Raw genomic sequence first — 16494 nt, forward strand, 5'->3', positions numbered from 1 at the left:
CAGGGCCAGGGACTGTGGTGCACGCCGGGGAAACCTCATGCTCTCATTGTGGCACCCCCGTCCGGCCCCGGCCGCGCGGCAACCGGATTCAGGCCCGGACCGTGGGCAGCTCATCCCAGTTCGTGGTGAAGCGCGGGGACATGTGCTCGCGGCGCATCGCCCAGTCCGGATCCCCGGCCAGCCCGCTGCGTCCCAGCCCGATCGCCTTGCTGCCAAAACGCTCGGTCACCTGTTGCACCATCTGGCTCAGTGTTTCCCCGCTGTCCCCGGCGCCCTGCGGTGCCGGTGCCGCGTCCTGCCACTGCAGGTCCAGCTGCGTGGCCTCGGGCCGGTCGCTCAGCCCGGAGAGGATCACCCCGCCACGCACATACTCCGTGCCGGGCTCCATCAGCCCCTCCATCGCCTGCACCGCCAGCCGGGTGATCAGGATCGGGTCCCGGGTCGCCTGCGGCAGACGCACCTGGGTGGAGGGGAAGGAGGCCGGGCCGGCGGCAAAGCGGCTGGTTCCGGCCATCACCGTCAGCAGTGCGGCGTAGCGCCCCTCCCGCGCCAGGCGCGCCGCGGCCTTTTGGGCGTAGAAGCTCATCACCTCGCGCATCTGCTCCCGGCTGGTCACCGGGTGGGCGAAGGAACGGGTGAACATCACCTGCCCCTTGTCGGCACGCTCCTCCACCGGGCCGATGCAGCGGGTTCCGCCCAGTTCAAAAACGGTGCGCTGCAGCACCACGGAGAACCTCTTGCGGATCAGCTGCGGGTCCGCGCCCGCCAGGTCGGCGATGCTCACGATGCCCATCCCGGCCAGTTTCCTGCCGGTTTTGCGTCCCACACCCCACACCTCGGTGACCGGAACCAGGGACTTGATCCGCGCCACCACCTCCGGGTCCATCAGCTGCTCCACGCAGACCCCCTGCAGTCCGGGGTTCTTCTTCGCCACATGGTTGGCGAACTTGGCCAGCGTCTTGGTGGCGGCCACCCCCACGCAGACCGGCACCCCCACCGAACGCTGCAGGGCCGCCCTAATCTGCGCGGCCGTGCGCTGCACCTGCTGCAGGGACCCGGTCAACCCCAGGAAGGACTCGTCGATGGAATACACCTCCTGCCAGGTTCCGAAGCGTGCCAGCACCTCCATGACCCGGGCCGAGAGGTCCCCGTACAGTTCGTAGTTGCTCGAGCGCACCGCCAGCCCGTGGCTGCGCTGCAGGTCGCGGACCTGGAAGTAGGGTTGGCCGGTGGTGATGCCCAGGGCCTTGGCCTCGGCGGAGCGGGCCACCACGCACCCGTCGTTGTTGGACAGCACCACCACCGGCCGGTTGCGCAGGGTGGGGTCAAAAACCCGTTCGCAGGAAACGTAGAAGTTGTTCACGTCCACCAGGGCGATGTGCTCGCCGGCCTGTGCGGATGGGTCAGCGGACATAATGCAGGCACCTGGTCACGACGCCGAACACCTCGACCTCGTCATGCTCACCCAGCCACTGCGGCTGGGCCGACTCGTCGCTGAGCAGCCCGACCCGGCCCCGCTCCACCTGCCAGCGGCGCACCAGCATCTGCTCATTGAGGCTCAGCACCACCACGCTGCCGTGCTGGACCGAGCGGGAGCGGTCCACGATGATTTCATCCCCGTCATGGATCCCCGCGGAGACCATCGCCCCTCCGGCGACCCGCATGATGAATGTGGAGACGCGGTCGGTAATCAGCAGCCGGTTCAGGTCCAGCCCGCCGTCGAAGTAGTCGCGCGCCGGTGAGGGGAACCCCATGGCCTGCACCGCGCCGACCGGCCCGCTGCTGCTGGCCTCGGGAACCAGCGGATCCTTCGCAGCCATCGCCCACCACTTTTCGTACACATATTCGAATACTGTGATTCTAGCAAGGAAACACGCCGCAGTGTCTATGCTGTAAGCAGGCAGGATTCGCGCACCACGGCCGTCGGCCGGCGCGCCTGCCAAGATTGCACCCGGGGGAAGAGAGCCGCATTCGTGAAGGTACTACTGATCAGCTGCGGGGACGTGGGCACGGAAGCCGGTTTCCGCTTCCAGGCCCGCGGAGCCCATGTCACCGCCTGGCGGCGCAATCCGCAGAAGCTGCCGCCAACCTTTCACGGGCAGCAGGTGGATGTGGCCAGCGGGCAGCTGCCGCCAATCGACCCGGACACCGAGGTCGTGCTGTTCACCCCGGTCCCGGCCAGCCGCGACGCCGCAGGCTACGAGCACAGCTATCTGCAGGCGGCACGGCACCTGGTCACCGCCCTGCAACAACAGGCTCCCGCGCTGCGCAGGCTGTTCTACATTTCCTCCACGGCGGTGAACGCCGGCAACGACGGGCAGTGGGTCACCGAGCAACACCCCAAGGAGCCGCGGCGGGAAACCGCCAAGGTCCTGGCCCGCACCGAGGACTACCTGCTGGATTCAGCCCTGCCGGTCACGATCCTGCGCGCCTCGGGCATCTACGGACCGGGGCGCACCCGGCTGATTGACTCCCTGCGCGAGGGCAAGGCCCGCCTGCCGCGAAGCTCGCAGTGGACCAACCGGGTCCACCGCGACGATCTGGCCAAGGCCGTGGTGCATCTGGCGCACTTTGGCTCCGATATCGACGAGCTCTACCTGGCCACCGACAACGAGCCGGCCCAGCTGGCCGAGGTCTACGAGCACCTGGCCGGCCTATTGGGCACCACGCTGCCACCCGCCAGCGAGGAGGCCCCCGGCAGTGGGGCCGACCGGCGGCTGAGCAACGCACGCTTGCGCGCCACCGGCTGGGAGCCGACCTTCCCGAATTATCGGGAAGGATACCGGGCCATCCTGCGCGGCTCCGGTCGCCGCCACCACTGACCGCGCAACACCTTGAAGGTTCCCGGCCCCGGCGCTCCGGGGCGACCCGAGCCTCGGGGCCGGGCTCTTAAACGGCCTCGCGGCCGGATCCCCCAAGGTGAGGCTCCGGCCGCGAGGCAGAATGCGTGTTGGTCTTCGACCGATTACTGGTCTTAGAAGCCCTTGCGCAACGGGTTGAAGTGACGGGCCACCGCGGGCACCGACTGGCCGGTGATCTGCGAGGCCAGGATCTTGCCGGTCAGCGGACCCAGGGCCACGCCCCACATGCCATGTCCGCCACCAACGGAGACGCGCGAGGAGTTGGTCTGCCCGATCAGCGGCAGGCCATCGGCGGTGCAGGGACGCCCGCCAACCCATTCCTCCTGGCGGTTCTCCCAGTTGATGCCGGTGTAGACCGGCTTCGCGGCCGCCACAATGGCCTCGATGCGCTTGGGCTCGAGCTTGTGGTTGGCGTCGCGGAACTCCATGGTGCCGGCGATGCGGAAGCGGTCCCCCAGAGGGGTGCAGGCCACGCGCTGTGCCGGGAAGTAAATCGGGTGGGTCGGCATGTGCTCCGGCTTGACCGTGAAGGAGTAGCCGCGGCCTGCCTGCACGACGACGTTCACGCCGAACTTCTTGGTCAGGTCGTTCATCCAGGCACCGGTGGCCATGACCACGTGATCCGCGGTGATTGCGCGGCCCTCGGAACCGATGACGGTCACCGAGCCGCCGTTGTCCCGCACATCGGTGACGTTGAACGAGCCGATGATGTCACCGCCGCGGGCCTGAACGGACTCCGCCAGCGAAGCCATGTACTTCGGCGGGTTCAGGAAGCGCTGGTTCTTGATGGCAATGCCGGCCACGACGTTCTCCGACAGGGTCGGTTCGATGCCGCGCAGCTCATCGCCCGTCAGCAGGTCGTATTCCACGCTGCCACCGGTCTTGTGGATCATCTCGAATTCGTGCAGCAGCCCGTCGCGGTCCGCCATGGTGCGGAAGCCGGTGAGGAACGGGTTGGCCGGAGTGGTGGTTTCGTGCACGCCCGGGCCGGCCGAGGTGGATTCGGAAATCTCGTCGAAGGCGTCCAGGCCGCTGGTGCCGATCTCGGAGAAGGTCCGCATGGCCTGCTCCCACTTCTTCGGGGTGCTGTGCCAGGCGAAGCCGAGCAGGAAGCGGATCAGCTTGGCGTCGGCCTTCAGCGGGATGTACAGCGGCGAGGCCGGGTCAAACATCATCTTCAGCCCGTTGGTGAAGACCGAGGGCTCTGCAATCGGCAGGGTCAGGGCCGGGGTCAGCCAGCCGGCATTGCCCCAGGATGCACCGGAGGCGACACCGCCGCGGTCTACGACCGTGACCTTCACACCCTGCTCCTGGAGGTACCAGGCGGTCGACAGGCCGACGAAGCCCGCGCCGACTATAACTACATGATCCGGGGCAGCACCCTTGGCCATGATCCACACTCCTTGGAAACCAACGAAAATCTTTTACTTCCCCTGAAGACACAAGGGAATAACTTTGCACTCACTGTCTCGGTTTTGCCGCCCGATTGCAACGCGGACTGGAGATTCCACGGTGATCCAGACCACATTCCAAGCTACACTGAATTTTTTGGAGCAAAACTTGGGAAATACCGCAATATTTGCGGCGCTCAAGGGGCTTTTGCCGCCTCTGCTCCGAATACCGATGTTTTGCTGATGTTTTCCACGTTTTGGAATTCCAGCCCGCCGATGGAGCCCATCGGGGCTAAGAACCGCCTGCGTAGACTGGAATCAGATTCTTACTGCCAACCTACGCAAAGGACCGCGCGCCCGTCATGGCATCACGCAAACCGCACAAGAAGAAGACCGCCCAGGGCCACCCCGCGCGCCGCCCCGGCGCGAGCTCGGTACCCTTCGAAACCGAGGTCCGCCAGGCCCTGCAGCCCTTCAAGCAGGCCCTGTACCGCCACTTCCAGCACGAGTCTGCCACCGAAACCCGCGCCGCGCTGGAGGGGCTGACCACCTTGCTGACCGTGCATGCGCAGCTGCGCAAGGAAGTCGATGTGACAACCCTGGATTCCACAGCCCTGGGTGAGCAACTCGGGCACCTGCGCTCGTTGGGTGAGGAAGTGCTCAAGGCCAGCGCCGGGCTGCTGAAGCAGTACCTGGTCTTCCTGGGTCAAAGCGCCCACTTCGGCGGCAGCGTCGAGGACTTCAAAGCCAGCTTCGAGTTCCTTTCCCGCATGGCCGGAGACTCCCCCATCGTCGTGCCCTTCATGGAGGACGACGAGGCCAACGCCGCACTGGAGCAGTTGCCGCTGGTCTTCGCCGCGCGGGAGCTGGTGGCGTGGGTTGGCGCGGGTCAGCCGACAGACCCCAGTGGCGTGCTGCACGGCGAGCAGCTGCAGCAGGCCGCCGCGGCCTTGGGCATGGACGTGCGGATTGATGGGGCCGCCACGGACCCAGTAAAGGATTGGGAACCGGCCGATGGAACGGCAGTTTCCTCCCTCGGCCAGATTCCACGGCTTTCGGCCTACTGGGATGCCCTGATTGGAACGGCCATGCTGCGTTACGATGCGCCCAACGCAGTGCCCACCGAGAGCCTGCGGGACGCCCTGAACGCCGCCACCGGCCCAGGCGCCCGGCTGATCAAGGAGCTCGTCGCCGAAGTTATCTTCTCCAACGTGCTCACCAATGCTCTGGCGGTTCCCGGTCAAGGCGAGGTGGCCGAGATGGTGGCCGGCGTCTTGAGCAATGCCGCCTCGTCCAACCAGCCGCGTGCCGAGTTCGCGTTGCAAGTACCGGGCAAGGATGACTTGCCCGAGGAACAACATCACCTGATTCCCAAGCTGGAATCGACCATACCCGAAGTTGAGCGCGTGCTGCGCTGCTTCGAACGCGAGGGCCTGGTGGTCATCGACGAGTTCATCGAGGTGCCAGAAGTCGTTCGCGGCCCGCTGGAACGCGCGCTGGAGAAGGTATCCGAACGGCTGCTCAGCGGCGAATCCGAGGCCCCAGAACAGGACTAGCAAACAGTCCCACGAACAGGACGTCTGATACAGGTGGGGGCGCGGTCCGAACATGGACCGCGCCCCCACCTGTACTTCTTGCTAGAGGTTGCGCACCGCGAACTTCGCCTCATGGCGCGGCAGGCGCTCCATCCAGGCATTGGCGCCCGGCTTGCCGACGTTGACGATCATGAAGGACTTGTGGCCCGTTTCTTCGTTAATGGCCGCGTCCACAGCTGCATGGTCAAATCCACCCATCGGTCCGGCGGCCAGGCCTACTGCGCGCACAGCCATCAGGAAGTAGCCCGCCTGCAGCCAGGCATTGCTGCTGCCCACGGCGGCACGAGACTCGGCGTCCTCGAACATTGCCTTGCGTTCCGGGGCGTGCGGGAAGAACTTGGGGAACTGTTCATGCCATTCCGGATCGAAGGACAACACCGCCAGGGCCGGGGCCGCCAGCGCCTTGGCAGCATTTGAGCCGGACATGGTAGCGGCGATGGCGTTGCGCGCTTCATCGCTCTTGATCCAACTGATGCGCAGCGGCTGATTGTTCATCAGCGTCGGACCCATCTTCATGGCATCGTAAATGGCTTCGAGGGATTCATCGGATACGGGTTCGCCACTGAAGGAATTAGCGCTGCGGGCTTCGAAAAACAGCTGATCCATCGCTGCGGGATCGATGGTGTATGCGTCGTGGGCCGTGGCATATGCCTGCTGGGTCACGGGGTCTCCTTCAGGGGCGAATTCGTTTACAACTCAACAGTTCGCCATCATTGGGGATCCGTGCAACCGATTGTGAGTGGAAGCACACGCAGAATGCGTTTGGGCGTTATAAAAGGTACGTTGCATGTACTCTCGGACACGGCATGCGATGGGGGCACATCACCGAGAAAGTTACACTCCGTAGTACACGCAACGTACCTTTTAATCACTGCGGATAAAATCAGGAGCCACTCGCAAAACCCCGTCATTCGTCTTCCGCGGTGATCGGTCTTCACCGATACATATCTAACTTAACCCGTCATTCTGTGAAGCGAAATAGTACTTAAGTAGGAGGGGGTGGGTCAGAAGGGGATCTCAGCGACCAAAATCCACTGGTGAGCATGCTTTCCGGCCTCAAATTGGCCTCCGAAAGCCCGCATGCGGTCTTCCATGCCAATGAGACCACTGCCACCCCACAACGCGTCGTTGGTGGCGATCTTCTTGCTAGTCATCACTTGATTCACCATGCGCAGCACCGCAGTGTCTCCGCGGCGTTTGAGCGAAATGGAGCATTGGCTACCAGGCTCAGCATGTTTGATGATGTTGGTAGTTGCTTCCTGCATCACTCGATAGAGGGCAGTATGTGCCGAGCGTGGTAATTCAGTAATTTCTTGTTCGTCGACGTCAGTCTCCACGTCGAACCCAGCATCTCTGAGACGCTGGGAGAAAACCGTTACTCCCTGGAGGGCTTGGATGGTAGTTGCCGATGGTTTCCCGTTGAGATCTGCCCCGATATCACTCATGGTTCCGTCGCTACGGAGCACATTAAGCATTAGCCGTAGATCGTGCAAGGTTTCCGAACTGAGTTTAGAGATCACGTCGATCGCTTCACGCGACGTATTAGCGTCATTTGCAAATTTTGCGGCTTTTGACTGCATCGCCACGATGGTGATGTCGTGGGCGACGATGTCATGAAGATCTCGCGCGATGTTCTTGCGCTCATCACGAATAGCGTTCTCTGTACGCTCCCGCAGTCTCTCCATCTGTTTCACGCTCTGCTGGTTCTTCTCGAGCAGCACAAAGATGCTGCGTGAGGTCATAAAAGCAAGAATAACTACGGGAATTTGTACGACTAGCGTGATTGCGTCATCCTGAGCACGGATGGCAAACTGCAACATCCAAACCACTAACAATGACAGGTAGATGTTTCGGACGAGCGCAGAATCAACGCTTGCGACCAAGGCGGTAAAAATACCGAGTGAAGCAACAAGAAGAAGTAATTGTTCCCCATTGCCAAAGGCAAAAAACAACATCGCAATGTAGGCGCCAAGGGAAGCCCACACAAACCTGTAAGCCAGAGCAAGAATGATTATAAGTAGGACCGCAAAGCCAGCAGCTCGGATCACTCGCCCATCACTGTTTCCGATGCCGTTCTGTAGCAACGTTACAATCTCGGTAAGCGTTACAGCTGCGAGAGCGAGTATTCCGAGCCAAATAATCAGGTTCCTACCGCCGAAGACCCGGCTTAGGTGCAATTTTGTTCGTAAACTCATGCGCACTCTAAACCGGGCCTAAGCGGTAAGCCAACGAAAGGCTGATTAGCAAGACACTCCGTAGCGCTTGCAGACCCACTTCGAGAAGTCGGTTGCCCAACCGGCCGGCGAAGCCACCGGAGGTCCTGCCTGTGCCACGGCCGGTGCGGCCTGGGCGGGTGCGGCGGACTGAACGGCGGCAATTGGCGAGATAGCCAAGGCCAGTGCAGCTGCTGCATATACGAGTTTCATAATCCATCCCCAACGCTAGAACTTATATACTTCGACACTAAGCAGCCACTTTTTCGGTTCCCGCAAAGGAAGTTGAATTACCCATGGAGCAAGTCAGAGTTCTGATTGCGGACGACGAACCGCTCATCCGGCGTGCCTTGGGCACAATCCTAGCAACAGACGATGCCATTTTGTTATTAAATTCCGTACAAAATGGACAGGAAGCAGTAAGCTACTGCTCCTCTCACGAGGTGGATGTTGTTCTCATGGATTTGCAGATGCCGATCATGGACGGCGTCGAGGCCACCCGACAGATCAAACACCACAGTCCGCAAACGGCAATCCTGGCGATTACCGCGTTCTCCTCCGACGATTACCTGGTGCCCGTCCTGCTGGCTGGCGCCTCGGGGTACCTCGTGAAGGATACCGAACCGGCGGAAATCGTTCAGGCAGTATTGTCGGTGCATTCGGGCACCGCCGCCATCTCCCCCTCGGTATCCACGGACCTGATCGCAGCCGTGCAGCGTGCCTACAGCCCGCCCGCCTCCTCCGAAGGTGTCGCTGACGAGCTGGGCCTCACCGCCCGCGAGATGCAGATCCTCACCCTCTTGTCCCAAGGCCTGAACAACACCGAAATCTGCAAATACCTCGATGTCGCCGAGACGACGGTTAAATCGCATATGGCCAAAATCTTCCACAAGCTTGGCGTGCGTGACCGCGTCCAGGCACTGATCGTGGCCACCCAGCTCCAACTGGTGAATCTCAACGCCCGAGAAATCGACCCCCCGCACCGTTAAAGCCGCCCCAGCGTGTGAAGCGCATAACTTTCGAACCAATTTTCGGTGTTCGGGAATAGTTGGCGATCTGTAGCGTTGAACATGAGTACGTAACACTCAAGTTTCAGGAGGCTCACTTGCCAGCGTTCTTCGGTTCATCCGCCGATGGCTCGTTTGAGGAATTCCTTTCGCGGTTCCTCTCTTCGCGAGCCCAATCAGCCCGTCCGATCGACATCACCCGTCTGCTCTCGCAACGCACTCATGAGGTGGTTTCACGGGCTGCCACTATTGCCAGCGAGGACGGCCACGACGAAATCGATGCCTTGCACTTGCTTTTGGCATTGCTGCATACCGAACCGGTTGCCTCGCACTTGAAGTTCATGGGAGTGGACCTCGAGGCCCTGGCCGCTGCCGCCAACCAGCGTCTTCCCAAGCGCTCGGAAAGCAACGAGAAGACCAACCGGCTCTCGGCCGCTGCCCAGCGTTCCCTGTTTGACGCCTACCAGGTGGCCCGCAACTACGGCTCCACCTACATTGATCCGGAGCACCTGTTCCTGGCCTTTGTCTTCTCCCCGGAGTCCCCGGTGGGAATCTTGCTGGCCGAGCACGGTGTGACCGCCCAGTCCCTGCAGCAGGCCGCTGCCGAACAGGCGCAGCGTGCCGCCGGCCAGGGGCAGCAGGAACAGCAACAGGAATCCGACGAGTCGATGCTGGAGCGCTTCGGCACCGACTTGACCGCACTGGCTGCCGATGGGCAGATCGACCCGGTGATCGGTCGCGACCAGGAACTGGAGCAGGTCATTGAGATCCTGGCCCGGCGCACCAAGAACAACCCGGTGCTGATCGGTGAAGCCGGTGTCGGCAAGACCGCCATCGCCGAGGGCCTGGCCCGTTCCATCGTCGCCGACGAGGTGCCGGAGCAGATCTCGGGCACCCGGCTGATCTCCATTGACCTGCCGGGCATGCTCGCCGGTACCCGCTACCGCGGTGACTTCGAGCAGCGCCTGACCTCCCTGCTGGAGGAAATCGCCAGCGCCGAGGGCCAGACCATCGTGTTCATCGATGAGATGCACCTGCTGGTCGGCGCGGGGGCCGGGGAATCGGGCAGCATGGATGCGGCCAATATCCTCAAGCCGCGGCTGGCCCGCGGTGAGTTGCGGCTGATCGGCGCCACCACCCTCTCCGAGTTCCGCAAGGTGGAGAAGGATGCCGCGCTGACCCGCCGCTTCGGCAAGGTCACCGTCAATGAGCCCAGCGAGGAGCATGCACTGCAGATCCTGCAGGGCCTGAAGGAGTCCTACGAGGACCACCACCAGGTCCAGTACACGGACGCGGCCCTGCAGGCCGCGGTGAGCCTCTCGGCCCGCTACCTGACCGACCGTCAGCTGCCGGACAAGGCCATCGACCTGCTGGATATTGCCGGTGCCCGGCGCTCGATTGCCGCCGACGGCACCGTGGATGTCCAGGCGCTGCGTTCCGAGCTGGTTGACTCCGAACGGGACAAGGCCCGGGCCATCGCGGAGGAACGGTTCGAGGACGCCGGTGCGTGGCGCGACCACATCACCGAGCTGACCGAACGGATCCGCCAGGTGGAATCCACCGGTGGCAAGAGCGTGACCCGCGTGGTCGATGAGGAGCAGATCGCCGAGGTCATTGCCCGTTCGACCGGCATCCCGGCCGCCCGGATCACTTCGGATGACAAGTCGCGCCTGGCCAAACTGGAAGAGGAATTGCATTCTTCGGTCATCGGCCAGCACGATGCGGTCTCCGCGGTGGCTCGTGCGGTGCGTCGTTCACGCACCGGCATGGCCAACGCCAACCGTCCGATTGCCTCGTTCATGTTCCTGGGCCCGACCGGCGTGGGTAAGACCGAGCTGGCCAAGGCGCTTGCGACGAACCTGTTCGGCAAGTCCGATGCGCTGATCCGTATCGACATGAGCGAATACGGTGAGAAGCACACCGTGGCACGGCTGATCGGTGCCCCTCCGGGGTACATCGGTCACGACGAGCCGGGCCAGCTGACCGAAAAGGTGCGGCGCAACCCGTACTCGGTGATCCTGCTCGACGAGATCGAGAAGGCCCACCCGGACATCTTCAACGTCCTGTTGCAGGTGCTCGATGACGGACGGCTGACCGACGCACAGGGCCGGACCGTGGACTTCTCGAACACGCTGATCCTGATGACCAGCAACCTGGGCAGCCAGTACCTGGCCAGCCGCACCGGTTCACTGGGCTTCGCCTCCGCCAATGCGCAGAGCGAACGCTCGGACATCCGGGCAAAGGTCATGGGCAAGGTGCGCGAATTCGTTCGCCCCGAGTTCCTGAACCGCCTGGATGAGGTACTGCTGTTCAGCAAGCTCAGCGAGGAGGAGATCGCCCAGATCGTGACCCTGGTGCTGGAGGAAACCCGCAGCTACCTGTCCGACCAGAAGCTGCAGCTGAAGGTGACCGATGCGGCCACCAGCTGGTTGGCAACCGAGGGCTACGATCCGGAGTTCGGCGCCCGCCCATTGCGCCGTCTGGTGCAGCGCAGGGTTCACGACGCGATCGCGGATCTGCTGGTCGCTGACGAACTGGGCGAGGGCGACACCGTTCTGGTCGATGTCGTCGACGGGAAACTGTCGGTCGGCAAGGACCAGCCGGTGGCGGCCGCCACCACCGCCGAATACTTCGGGGTCTAACCCGAACGCGGTAGCCAGCTGCTAGCTGTAACTGCCCCGCAGTCTTTTTCACCTTGTGTGCGAAGGCTGCGGGGCAGTTTTGCTATGCCGGGAACAGCGGACAGAGCCGCGGGGCGAGACGAGGCGAGAAGGTGGCCAAACAGGTTTCGTTCCTTATCAGGTCCCGGTCTACACTGATCGGGAATCACCCGACCTGGAAGGCCTCATGCGCGCAGCTATCCCCTTGTCTCTTGTTGTTGCCGGGCTGCTGCTCACCGGCTGTTCCACGGCAGCGGTTCCGCAGAAGAGCGCTGAAGCGGTCACCCAGCCTTCGTCGGCGGCACCGTCCACTGCTGCCGCTACAGCGAATCCAGACAAATCCTCCATTCAGATGGAGGAGCCCGCATCGTCACGTCCGAGTACCTCCCCTGCCACGGCAGCTGCCACCCAGCAGTGGGCGGACGAAAAGATAGCCATGTGAGTAGAGAATTCAGGGATCAAGTCCGTTAAGGGGTTTCTTCCGCCCTATAACCTCATCAACTCATGGAAAGTTAACGAACCGGGATATATCACTGTCTACCTAGAGAATTCCTATCGGTTCAATTCGGACGGCATGTTCCAGAGCTACCAAACCGCTGAGGATGAGCTACGCGTCATGGGACTAGTTATGTTCGAGAGCATCGGAGAATCCTCTCCCGAGCTGGAAGCCGTCACTTTCACGACAGAGGACGGAACAAAAAGCGGAACCTACTCTCGTGCGCGCACCGGAGCGGATCCGGCCGACCTGAAGAGTTGGGCCGAAGAAGAATACGTGCAGTGGCTCGGCAGCATGAATGATACGTACGAGTCCTTCTGCGGAAAGAGCATCAAGAAATTGGAGGATTATCGGTCCTGCATTCCCACCGATCCTCACGCGTACATTGCATCCGTTGAGGCGCCCGCACGCGGAGAGCTCTTGGTGACCTTTGGCGGACGGAAAATGGCAAAACAATACCTACGACACTGCAAGAATCCCCGGTGTTGCTTCTGTCTCCGGCAACATGCTTCTGAAGATCAACAAGAAGGCTCATAGTAGTGAGGACGTGGAGAAGTTGGATGTAAAAACTGAAAACGGGAAGGAATCCAGCACGGGAACGCGCGAGCAATGGAGCCAGTAATGCTCTACTCCACGACCTTACGACGTCAATGCTTCCACATAGGGTTAACCACATGAGCGAAGAACTACGAATTCCATTCGACAGCGAGACCGTGAGCGCGCTCTGGGATCCAGCCGCGGATCCTAAGGCGCTTCTCATCGTCGCTCACGGTTCAGGCGCGGGCAAGGACCACCCGTTTATGTCCGGGTTTGCCACTGTGTTGCCCGGGCTTGGGATCAGCACGCTGCGCTTTAACTTTCCATACATGGATGCGGGCAAGAAGTTTCCGGACCGCGCTCCCCGAGCAGTAGAAGTGTGGAAACAGGTAAGGGAATGGGTCGCTGAAAATCTTGCCGCGGGCCTTCCCGTATTCGCCGCTGGCAAATCCTTCGGTGGGCGCATGGCGTCGGCAGCGGTGGCCGAAGGGATGCAGACTCCAGGCCTCGTCTTCCTTGGCTATCCGCTACACGCACCAAAGAAGACCGAAAAACTGCGCGATGAGCATCTGTACGGTCTGGACACCCCAATGTTGTTCTTGCAGGGAACCAAGGACCCTTTTGCAACACCGCAGCTGCTCGAGGATGTGGTCGGAAAACTTCGCGCAAGGGCAATACTGCATTGGATCGAAGGCGGCGATCATTCCTTCAAGACGGCATACTCCGGGCGTACGGTCGAGCAAGATGGGGCACAGCTCGCGGAGCCTGTCCTCAGGTTCATCGACAGCATCCTCCCCACCCACTAATTCCTACGTCCCAATGGGAAAACCAGAGAATGTGTTTACGGCCCGACCCGGCAGAAGCCGGGTCGGGCCGTTCCAGGTCAGAAAGTAGGTCAGGAACCGGAAGTGACGGTGCGCAGTTCCCGGCTGGACTTGTCGACCATTGCGTAGAAGTCATTGGCGACCTCGGTGCCCGGCGCGTTCTTGTGCTGGATGTAGTCGGTCAGGGTCAGGTACATCAGGTCCGGCGAACGGGTTTCGAGCAGTTTGACGCCCGCATCGAGGGCGAACTCGCTCAGTTCAGCCGAGTACACATCCGGCAGGTCCATTCCGACCAGCTCCAGCACGTTGTCGATGCCGTTTTCCTCCACCGAGGCGGTGTCGGCCTTCTCAGCGGAGAAGCAAACCCCGGTGCGCGGAGGATCGACGTACTCTCCGCTGCCTTCCGGATCCAGGCCGGCCTGAGTGATTCCGGTGGCCAACAGGCGGCGCAGCTTGTCCTTGGCGGTTACAATCGCCACATCCAGGCCTGCGGCGTTGGCCGCGGCGAAGACCGTGGGCACACGCAGGAACTTCGGGTCGTTCATTAGAACTTCTTCACCCGTGGACGGGTCCAGAATGTAGTTGCCGCAAATCCCGTGCACTGCCGGCGGGTGGCCGGTGGCGATGGACATGTTGTTCGGGTTGGTGAGGGTGGGGATGGCGCAGTGCGCGTTCCAGGAGCTGCCGCCCGATTCCAGCAGGGACTGCAGCCACGGCATGCGCCCCGCCTTGATGGCTTCCTCGTGGTAGGCCGGCTCACTGCCGTCAATGCAGATCACGACGACCGGGGTCCCTGCGTGGACGTAGTCGCGTCCGTTGACGGTGAACGTTGTCTGGGCCATGATGTCTCCTTCTTAAGCGGTGCTCCCCAAGTGGGGTGTGACGCGGTCTTTGTTGCGTCGTACTGCTTCCAAGCTTGGTTGAGCCCAGAGCACCTCGGAAGACGCGAAGTTCTGATAGAGCCATAGTCTGCGACTATGACCCGTGTCACACTGCTATTCAGTTGATACTTTTCAATCAATACTCGCGAGTCACCTACGTTTTATTACATGAAGAAGTCCGAGAATGCCTGAAGCGGAATGCACGAAGCAGCCCTCCGCTGCCCACCCAGGCAGACTTCTGGGATGCCTCCTCCGTCCTGGCCCCGCCGGTTTGAGGCAGCAAGTACGCGCAAGAAAGGCGGCGCTCTCATGAGCGCCGCCTTGGCTCCGGGAATCACCGCCGGTTCGGACTTCCTGCCTACCCGCCCCCTGGAGAGAAACTACCCCTCCTGTTGCTGGAGGAAGCGGTACACCTCGGTTTCATCCACCCCCGGGAAAGCGCCGGTGGGCATGGCCGCCAGCAGATGGGTGTTGGCCCTGGTTGCCGGCCACGCGTTGCCAAACCATACCGAGGACAGATCGGCGGGAGGACGTCGGCAACAGTTTTCATCCGGGCATTTCGACTGGCACCGCTCCTTGGTATCTCGACCGCGGAACCACTTCACGTGCTCGAAGGGAACTCCGATGGACAAGGAATAGAGCCCGGAGGAATGCCGCTCGGTTCGAGCGGTGCACCAATAGGTGCCCTTGACCGTATCCGTGAACTGCTCGAAGGCTCGAAACTTATCGGGCACATCAAACACGACTCGACTGGTCCAGTAGCGGCAGATCGATTGACCTTCAATGGCCCCCGTATGGTCGGAGGGGAAATTCACGCCGTCATTCTCGTACGCCTTATGCAGGATTCCGGTCTCGTGGACCTTCTGGAAATGGCAGGTGATACCAAGGTGCTCGGTTGCCAGATTTGTAAAGCGGTGGGCCGCGGACTCATAGGAAACCGCAAAGGCATCACGAATGTCTTCCACTGCCAGCTCGCGTTCGCTCTTTGCCTTCTGCAGGAACGCCGTGGTCTCCTTCTCGGGCATCATCAGGGCCGCCGCGAAATAGTTGGTGGCCACGCGCTGAGAGAGAAAGTCGGCGTAATCGGTAGGAGTTTCATGGCCCAATACATAGTGTCCCAGCGCCTGGAGCAGCACGGAACGCGGATCATGATCTGCCCGGGCAGCCTGGGTAAGGTAAATGCGATGGTTCTTGAGGTCTGTCACCGATCGAGTGGAATGCGGAAGGTTTCCTACGTAGCGAAGGCTAAACCCAAGGTGCTCGGCGATATCCGCGGCTTTGTGCTGGGAGAGTGGACCCCCAGAATGTCCCACGGCCCGCAGAACCCCGGCTGCTTCCTGCTCGATTTCCTTGTAGTAGTTGTTGCGTTGGCGCATTTCTTCACGCAATTTCGTGTTGGCGCGGCGGGCCTCTTCCGGGGTAGCCGCCTGCTCATTCAGCCTTCGCTCCAATTCCGCCTGCAATCCCACAAGCGATTCAAGAACATCCATTGGCAGACGCGAACCGATGCGGACTTTCGGCAAACCCAAGGCCGCATATAGCGGGCCACGCTGCGCCCGCTCCAATTCGATTTCCAGGGCAGCACGTCGCGACGGAGGCTCGGACCCCAGTAGATCATCAACCCCCACATCCAGAGCCTTTGCCATGGACTTCAAAAGCGAGAGCTTGGGTTCACGTTTACCGTTCTCGATCAGCGACAGCTGACTTGGGGCAGTGTTCACAATCTCTGACACATCATCCAGAGTCAGCCCCTTGGTTTTGCGCACGTGACGGATGCGCCGACCCAGCGCAATCGCATCCAGTTCGGCGTCATCTCCGTGAGCTTCGGCATTATCTGCCGGCCAATTACGGTTCCAAGTGGTAGCAGTCACATTTCTAGTGTAGGCGAAGAACGGAATTTCTTCTCCCTAAATCCAGCAAATAACGCGCACCCGAGCGCCAGCAGCTCCCCCGAGCTACTCAAAAACCATGCTTCTTTCAACTGAGCTCGTTCACCCAAGTCGTCCGAGCGCCACTGGAAGTCAACCTC

At 61.6% G+C, this 16494-nt stretch carries 13 protein-coding genes; 6 read left to right on the forward strand and 7 right to left on the reverse strand.

Going from position 1 to position 16494, the window contains the following annotated elements; translation table 11 throughout:
* Positions 1–88: 88 nt before the first annotated feature.
* Positions 89–1414: a Y-family DNA polymerase gene (locus RCJ92_RS07585; RefSeq protein ID WP_446754234.1), complete on the reverse strand. Its 1326-nt coding sequence runs from the start codon at positions 1412–1414 to the stop codon at positions 89–91.
* Positions 1404–1820 (reverse strand): LexA family protein, encoded by a 417-nt coding sequence (locus RCJ92_RS07590; protein WP_054821624.1) that lies wholly within the window; start codon positions 1818–1820, stop codon positions 1404–1406. The genes RCJ92_RS07585 and RCJ92_RS07590 overlap by 11 nt, the downstream gene beginning before the upstream one ends.
* Positions 1821–1973: 153 nt before the next feature.
* Between RCJ92_RS07590 and RCJ92_RS07595 the strand changes: the two genes are divergently transcribed.
* A complete protein-coding gene (locus tag RCJ92_RS07595) occupies positions 1974–2822 on the forward strand; it encodes an NAD(P)H-binding protein (RefSeq protein WP_175419288.1) in 849 nt (282 codons plus the stop codon).
* A 152-nt stretch (positions 2823–2974) separates the two neighbouring features.
* Here the strand turns inward: RCJ92_RS07595 and RCJ92_RS07600 are convergent, their stop codons facing one another.
* Positions 2975–4252, reverse strand: a complete 1278-nt coding sequence (locus tag RCJ92_RS07600; RefSeq protein ID WP_446754235.1) for an NAD(P)/FAD-dependent oxidoreductase — start codon at positions 4250–4252, stop codon at positions 2975–2977.
* A gap of 362 nt (positions 4253–4614) precedes the next feature.
* Between RCJ92_RS07600 and RCJ92_RS07605 the strand changes: the two genes are divergently transcribed.
* Positions 4615–5808 (forward strand): hypothetical protein, encoded by a 1194-nt coding sequence (locus RCJ92_RS07605; protein ID WP_446754236.1) that lies wholly within the window; start codon positions 4615–4617, stop codon positions 5806–5808.
* 81 nt (positions 5809–5889) lie between these two features.
* On the opposite strand, the gene RCJ92_RS07610 is transcribed toward RCJ92_RS07605, so the two are convergent.
* Both RCJ92_RS07610 and RCJ92_RS07615 read right to left on the reverse strand, forming a co-directional pair.
* Positions 5890–6510 (reverse strand): malonic semialdehyde reductase, encoded by a 621-nt coding sequence (locus RCJ92_RS07610; RefSeq protein ID WP_138925550.1) that lies wholly within the window; start codon positions 6508–6510, stop codon positions 5890–5892.
* 341 nt (positions 6511–6851) lie between these two features.
* Positions 6852–8042 (reverse strand): sensor histidine kinase, encoded by a 1191-nt coding sequence (locus RCJ92_RS07615; RefSeq protein WP_446754237.1) that lies wholly within the window; start codon positions 8040–8042, stop codon positions 6852–6854.
* Between the two features lie 314 nt (positions 8043–8356).
* Here RCJ92_RS07615 and RCJ92_RS07620 point away from each other — a divergent pair, with 314 nt between their 5' ends.
* The 4 genes from RCJ92_RS07620 to RCJ92_RS07635 all read left to right on the forward strand — a co-directional run bounded on the left by RCJ92_RS07620 (position 8357) and on the right by RCJ92_RS07635 (position 13566).
* Positions 8357–9049: a response regulator gene (locus tag RCJ92_RS07620; protein WP_054820487.1), complete on the forward strand. Its 693-nt coding sequence runs from the start codon at positions 8357–8359 to the stop codon at positions 9047–9049.
* A 116-nt stretch (positions 9050–9165) separates the two neighbouring features.
* Positions 9166–11709: an ATP-dependent Clp protease ATP-binding subunit gene (locus tag RCJ92_RS07625; RefSeq protein ID WP_446754238.1), complete on the forward strand. Its 2544-nt coding sequence runs from the start codon at positions 9166–9168 to the stop codon at positions 11707–11709.
* A 646-nt stretch (positions 11710–12355) separates the two neighbouring features.
* Positions 12356–12760: a hypothetical protein gene (locus RCJ92_RS07630; RefSeq protein ID WP_446754239.1), complete on the forward strand. Its 405-nt coding sequence runs from the start codon at positions 12356–12358 to the stop codon at positions 12758–12760.
* Between the two features lie 137 nt (positions 12761–12897).
* Positions 12898–13566 carry an alpha/beta hydrolase family protein gene (locus RCJ92_RS07635; RefSeq protein ID WP_446754240.1) on the forward strand — a complete coding sequence of 223 codons (669 nt, stop codon included), beginning with the start codon at positions 12898–12900 and terminating at the stop codon, positions 13564–13566.
* 89 nt (positions 13567–13655) lie between these two features.
* Here RCJ92_RS07635 and RCJ92_RS07640 read toward each other — a convergent pair whose 3' ends face one another.
* Together RCJ92_RS07640 and RCJ92_RS07645 are read right to left on the reverse strand one after the other, a co-directional pair.
* Entirely contained in the window at positions 13656–14426 is a 771-nt protein-coding gene (locus RCJ92_RS07640; protein ID WP_446754241.1) for an alkaline phosphatase family protein, read from the reverse strand.
* A 419-nt stretch (positions 14427–14845) separates the two neighbouring features.
* Positions 14846–16363, reverse strand: a complete 1518-nt coding sequence (locus RCJ92_RS07645; protein WP_396278590.1) for a helix-turn-helix domain-containing protein — start codon at positions 16361–16363, stop codon at positions 14846–14848.
* Positions 16364–16494 lie beyond the last annotated feature (131 nt).

The organism is Glutamicibacter sp. BSL13, from assembly GCF_052928425.1.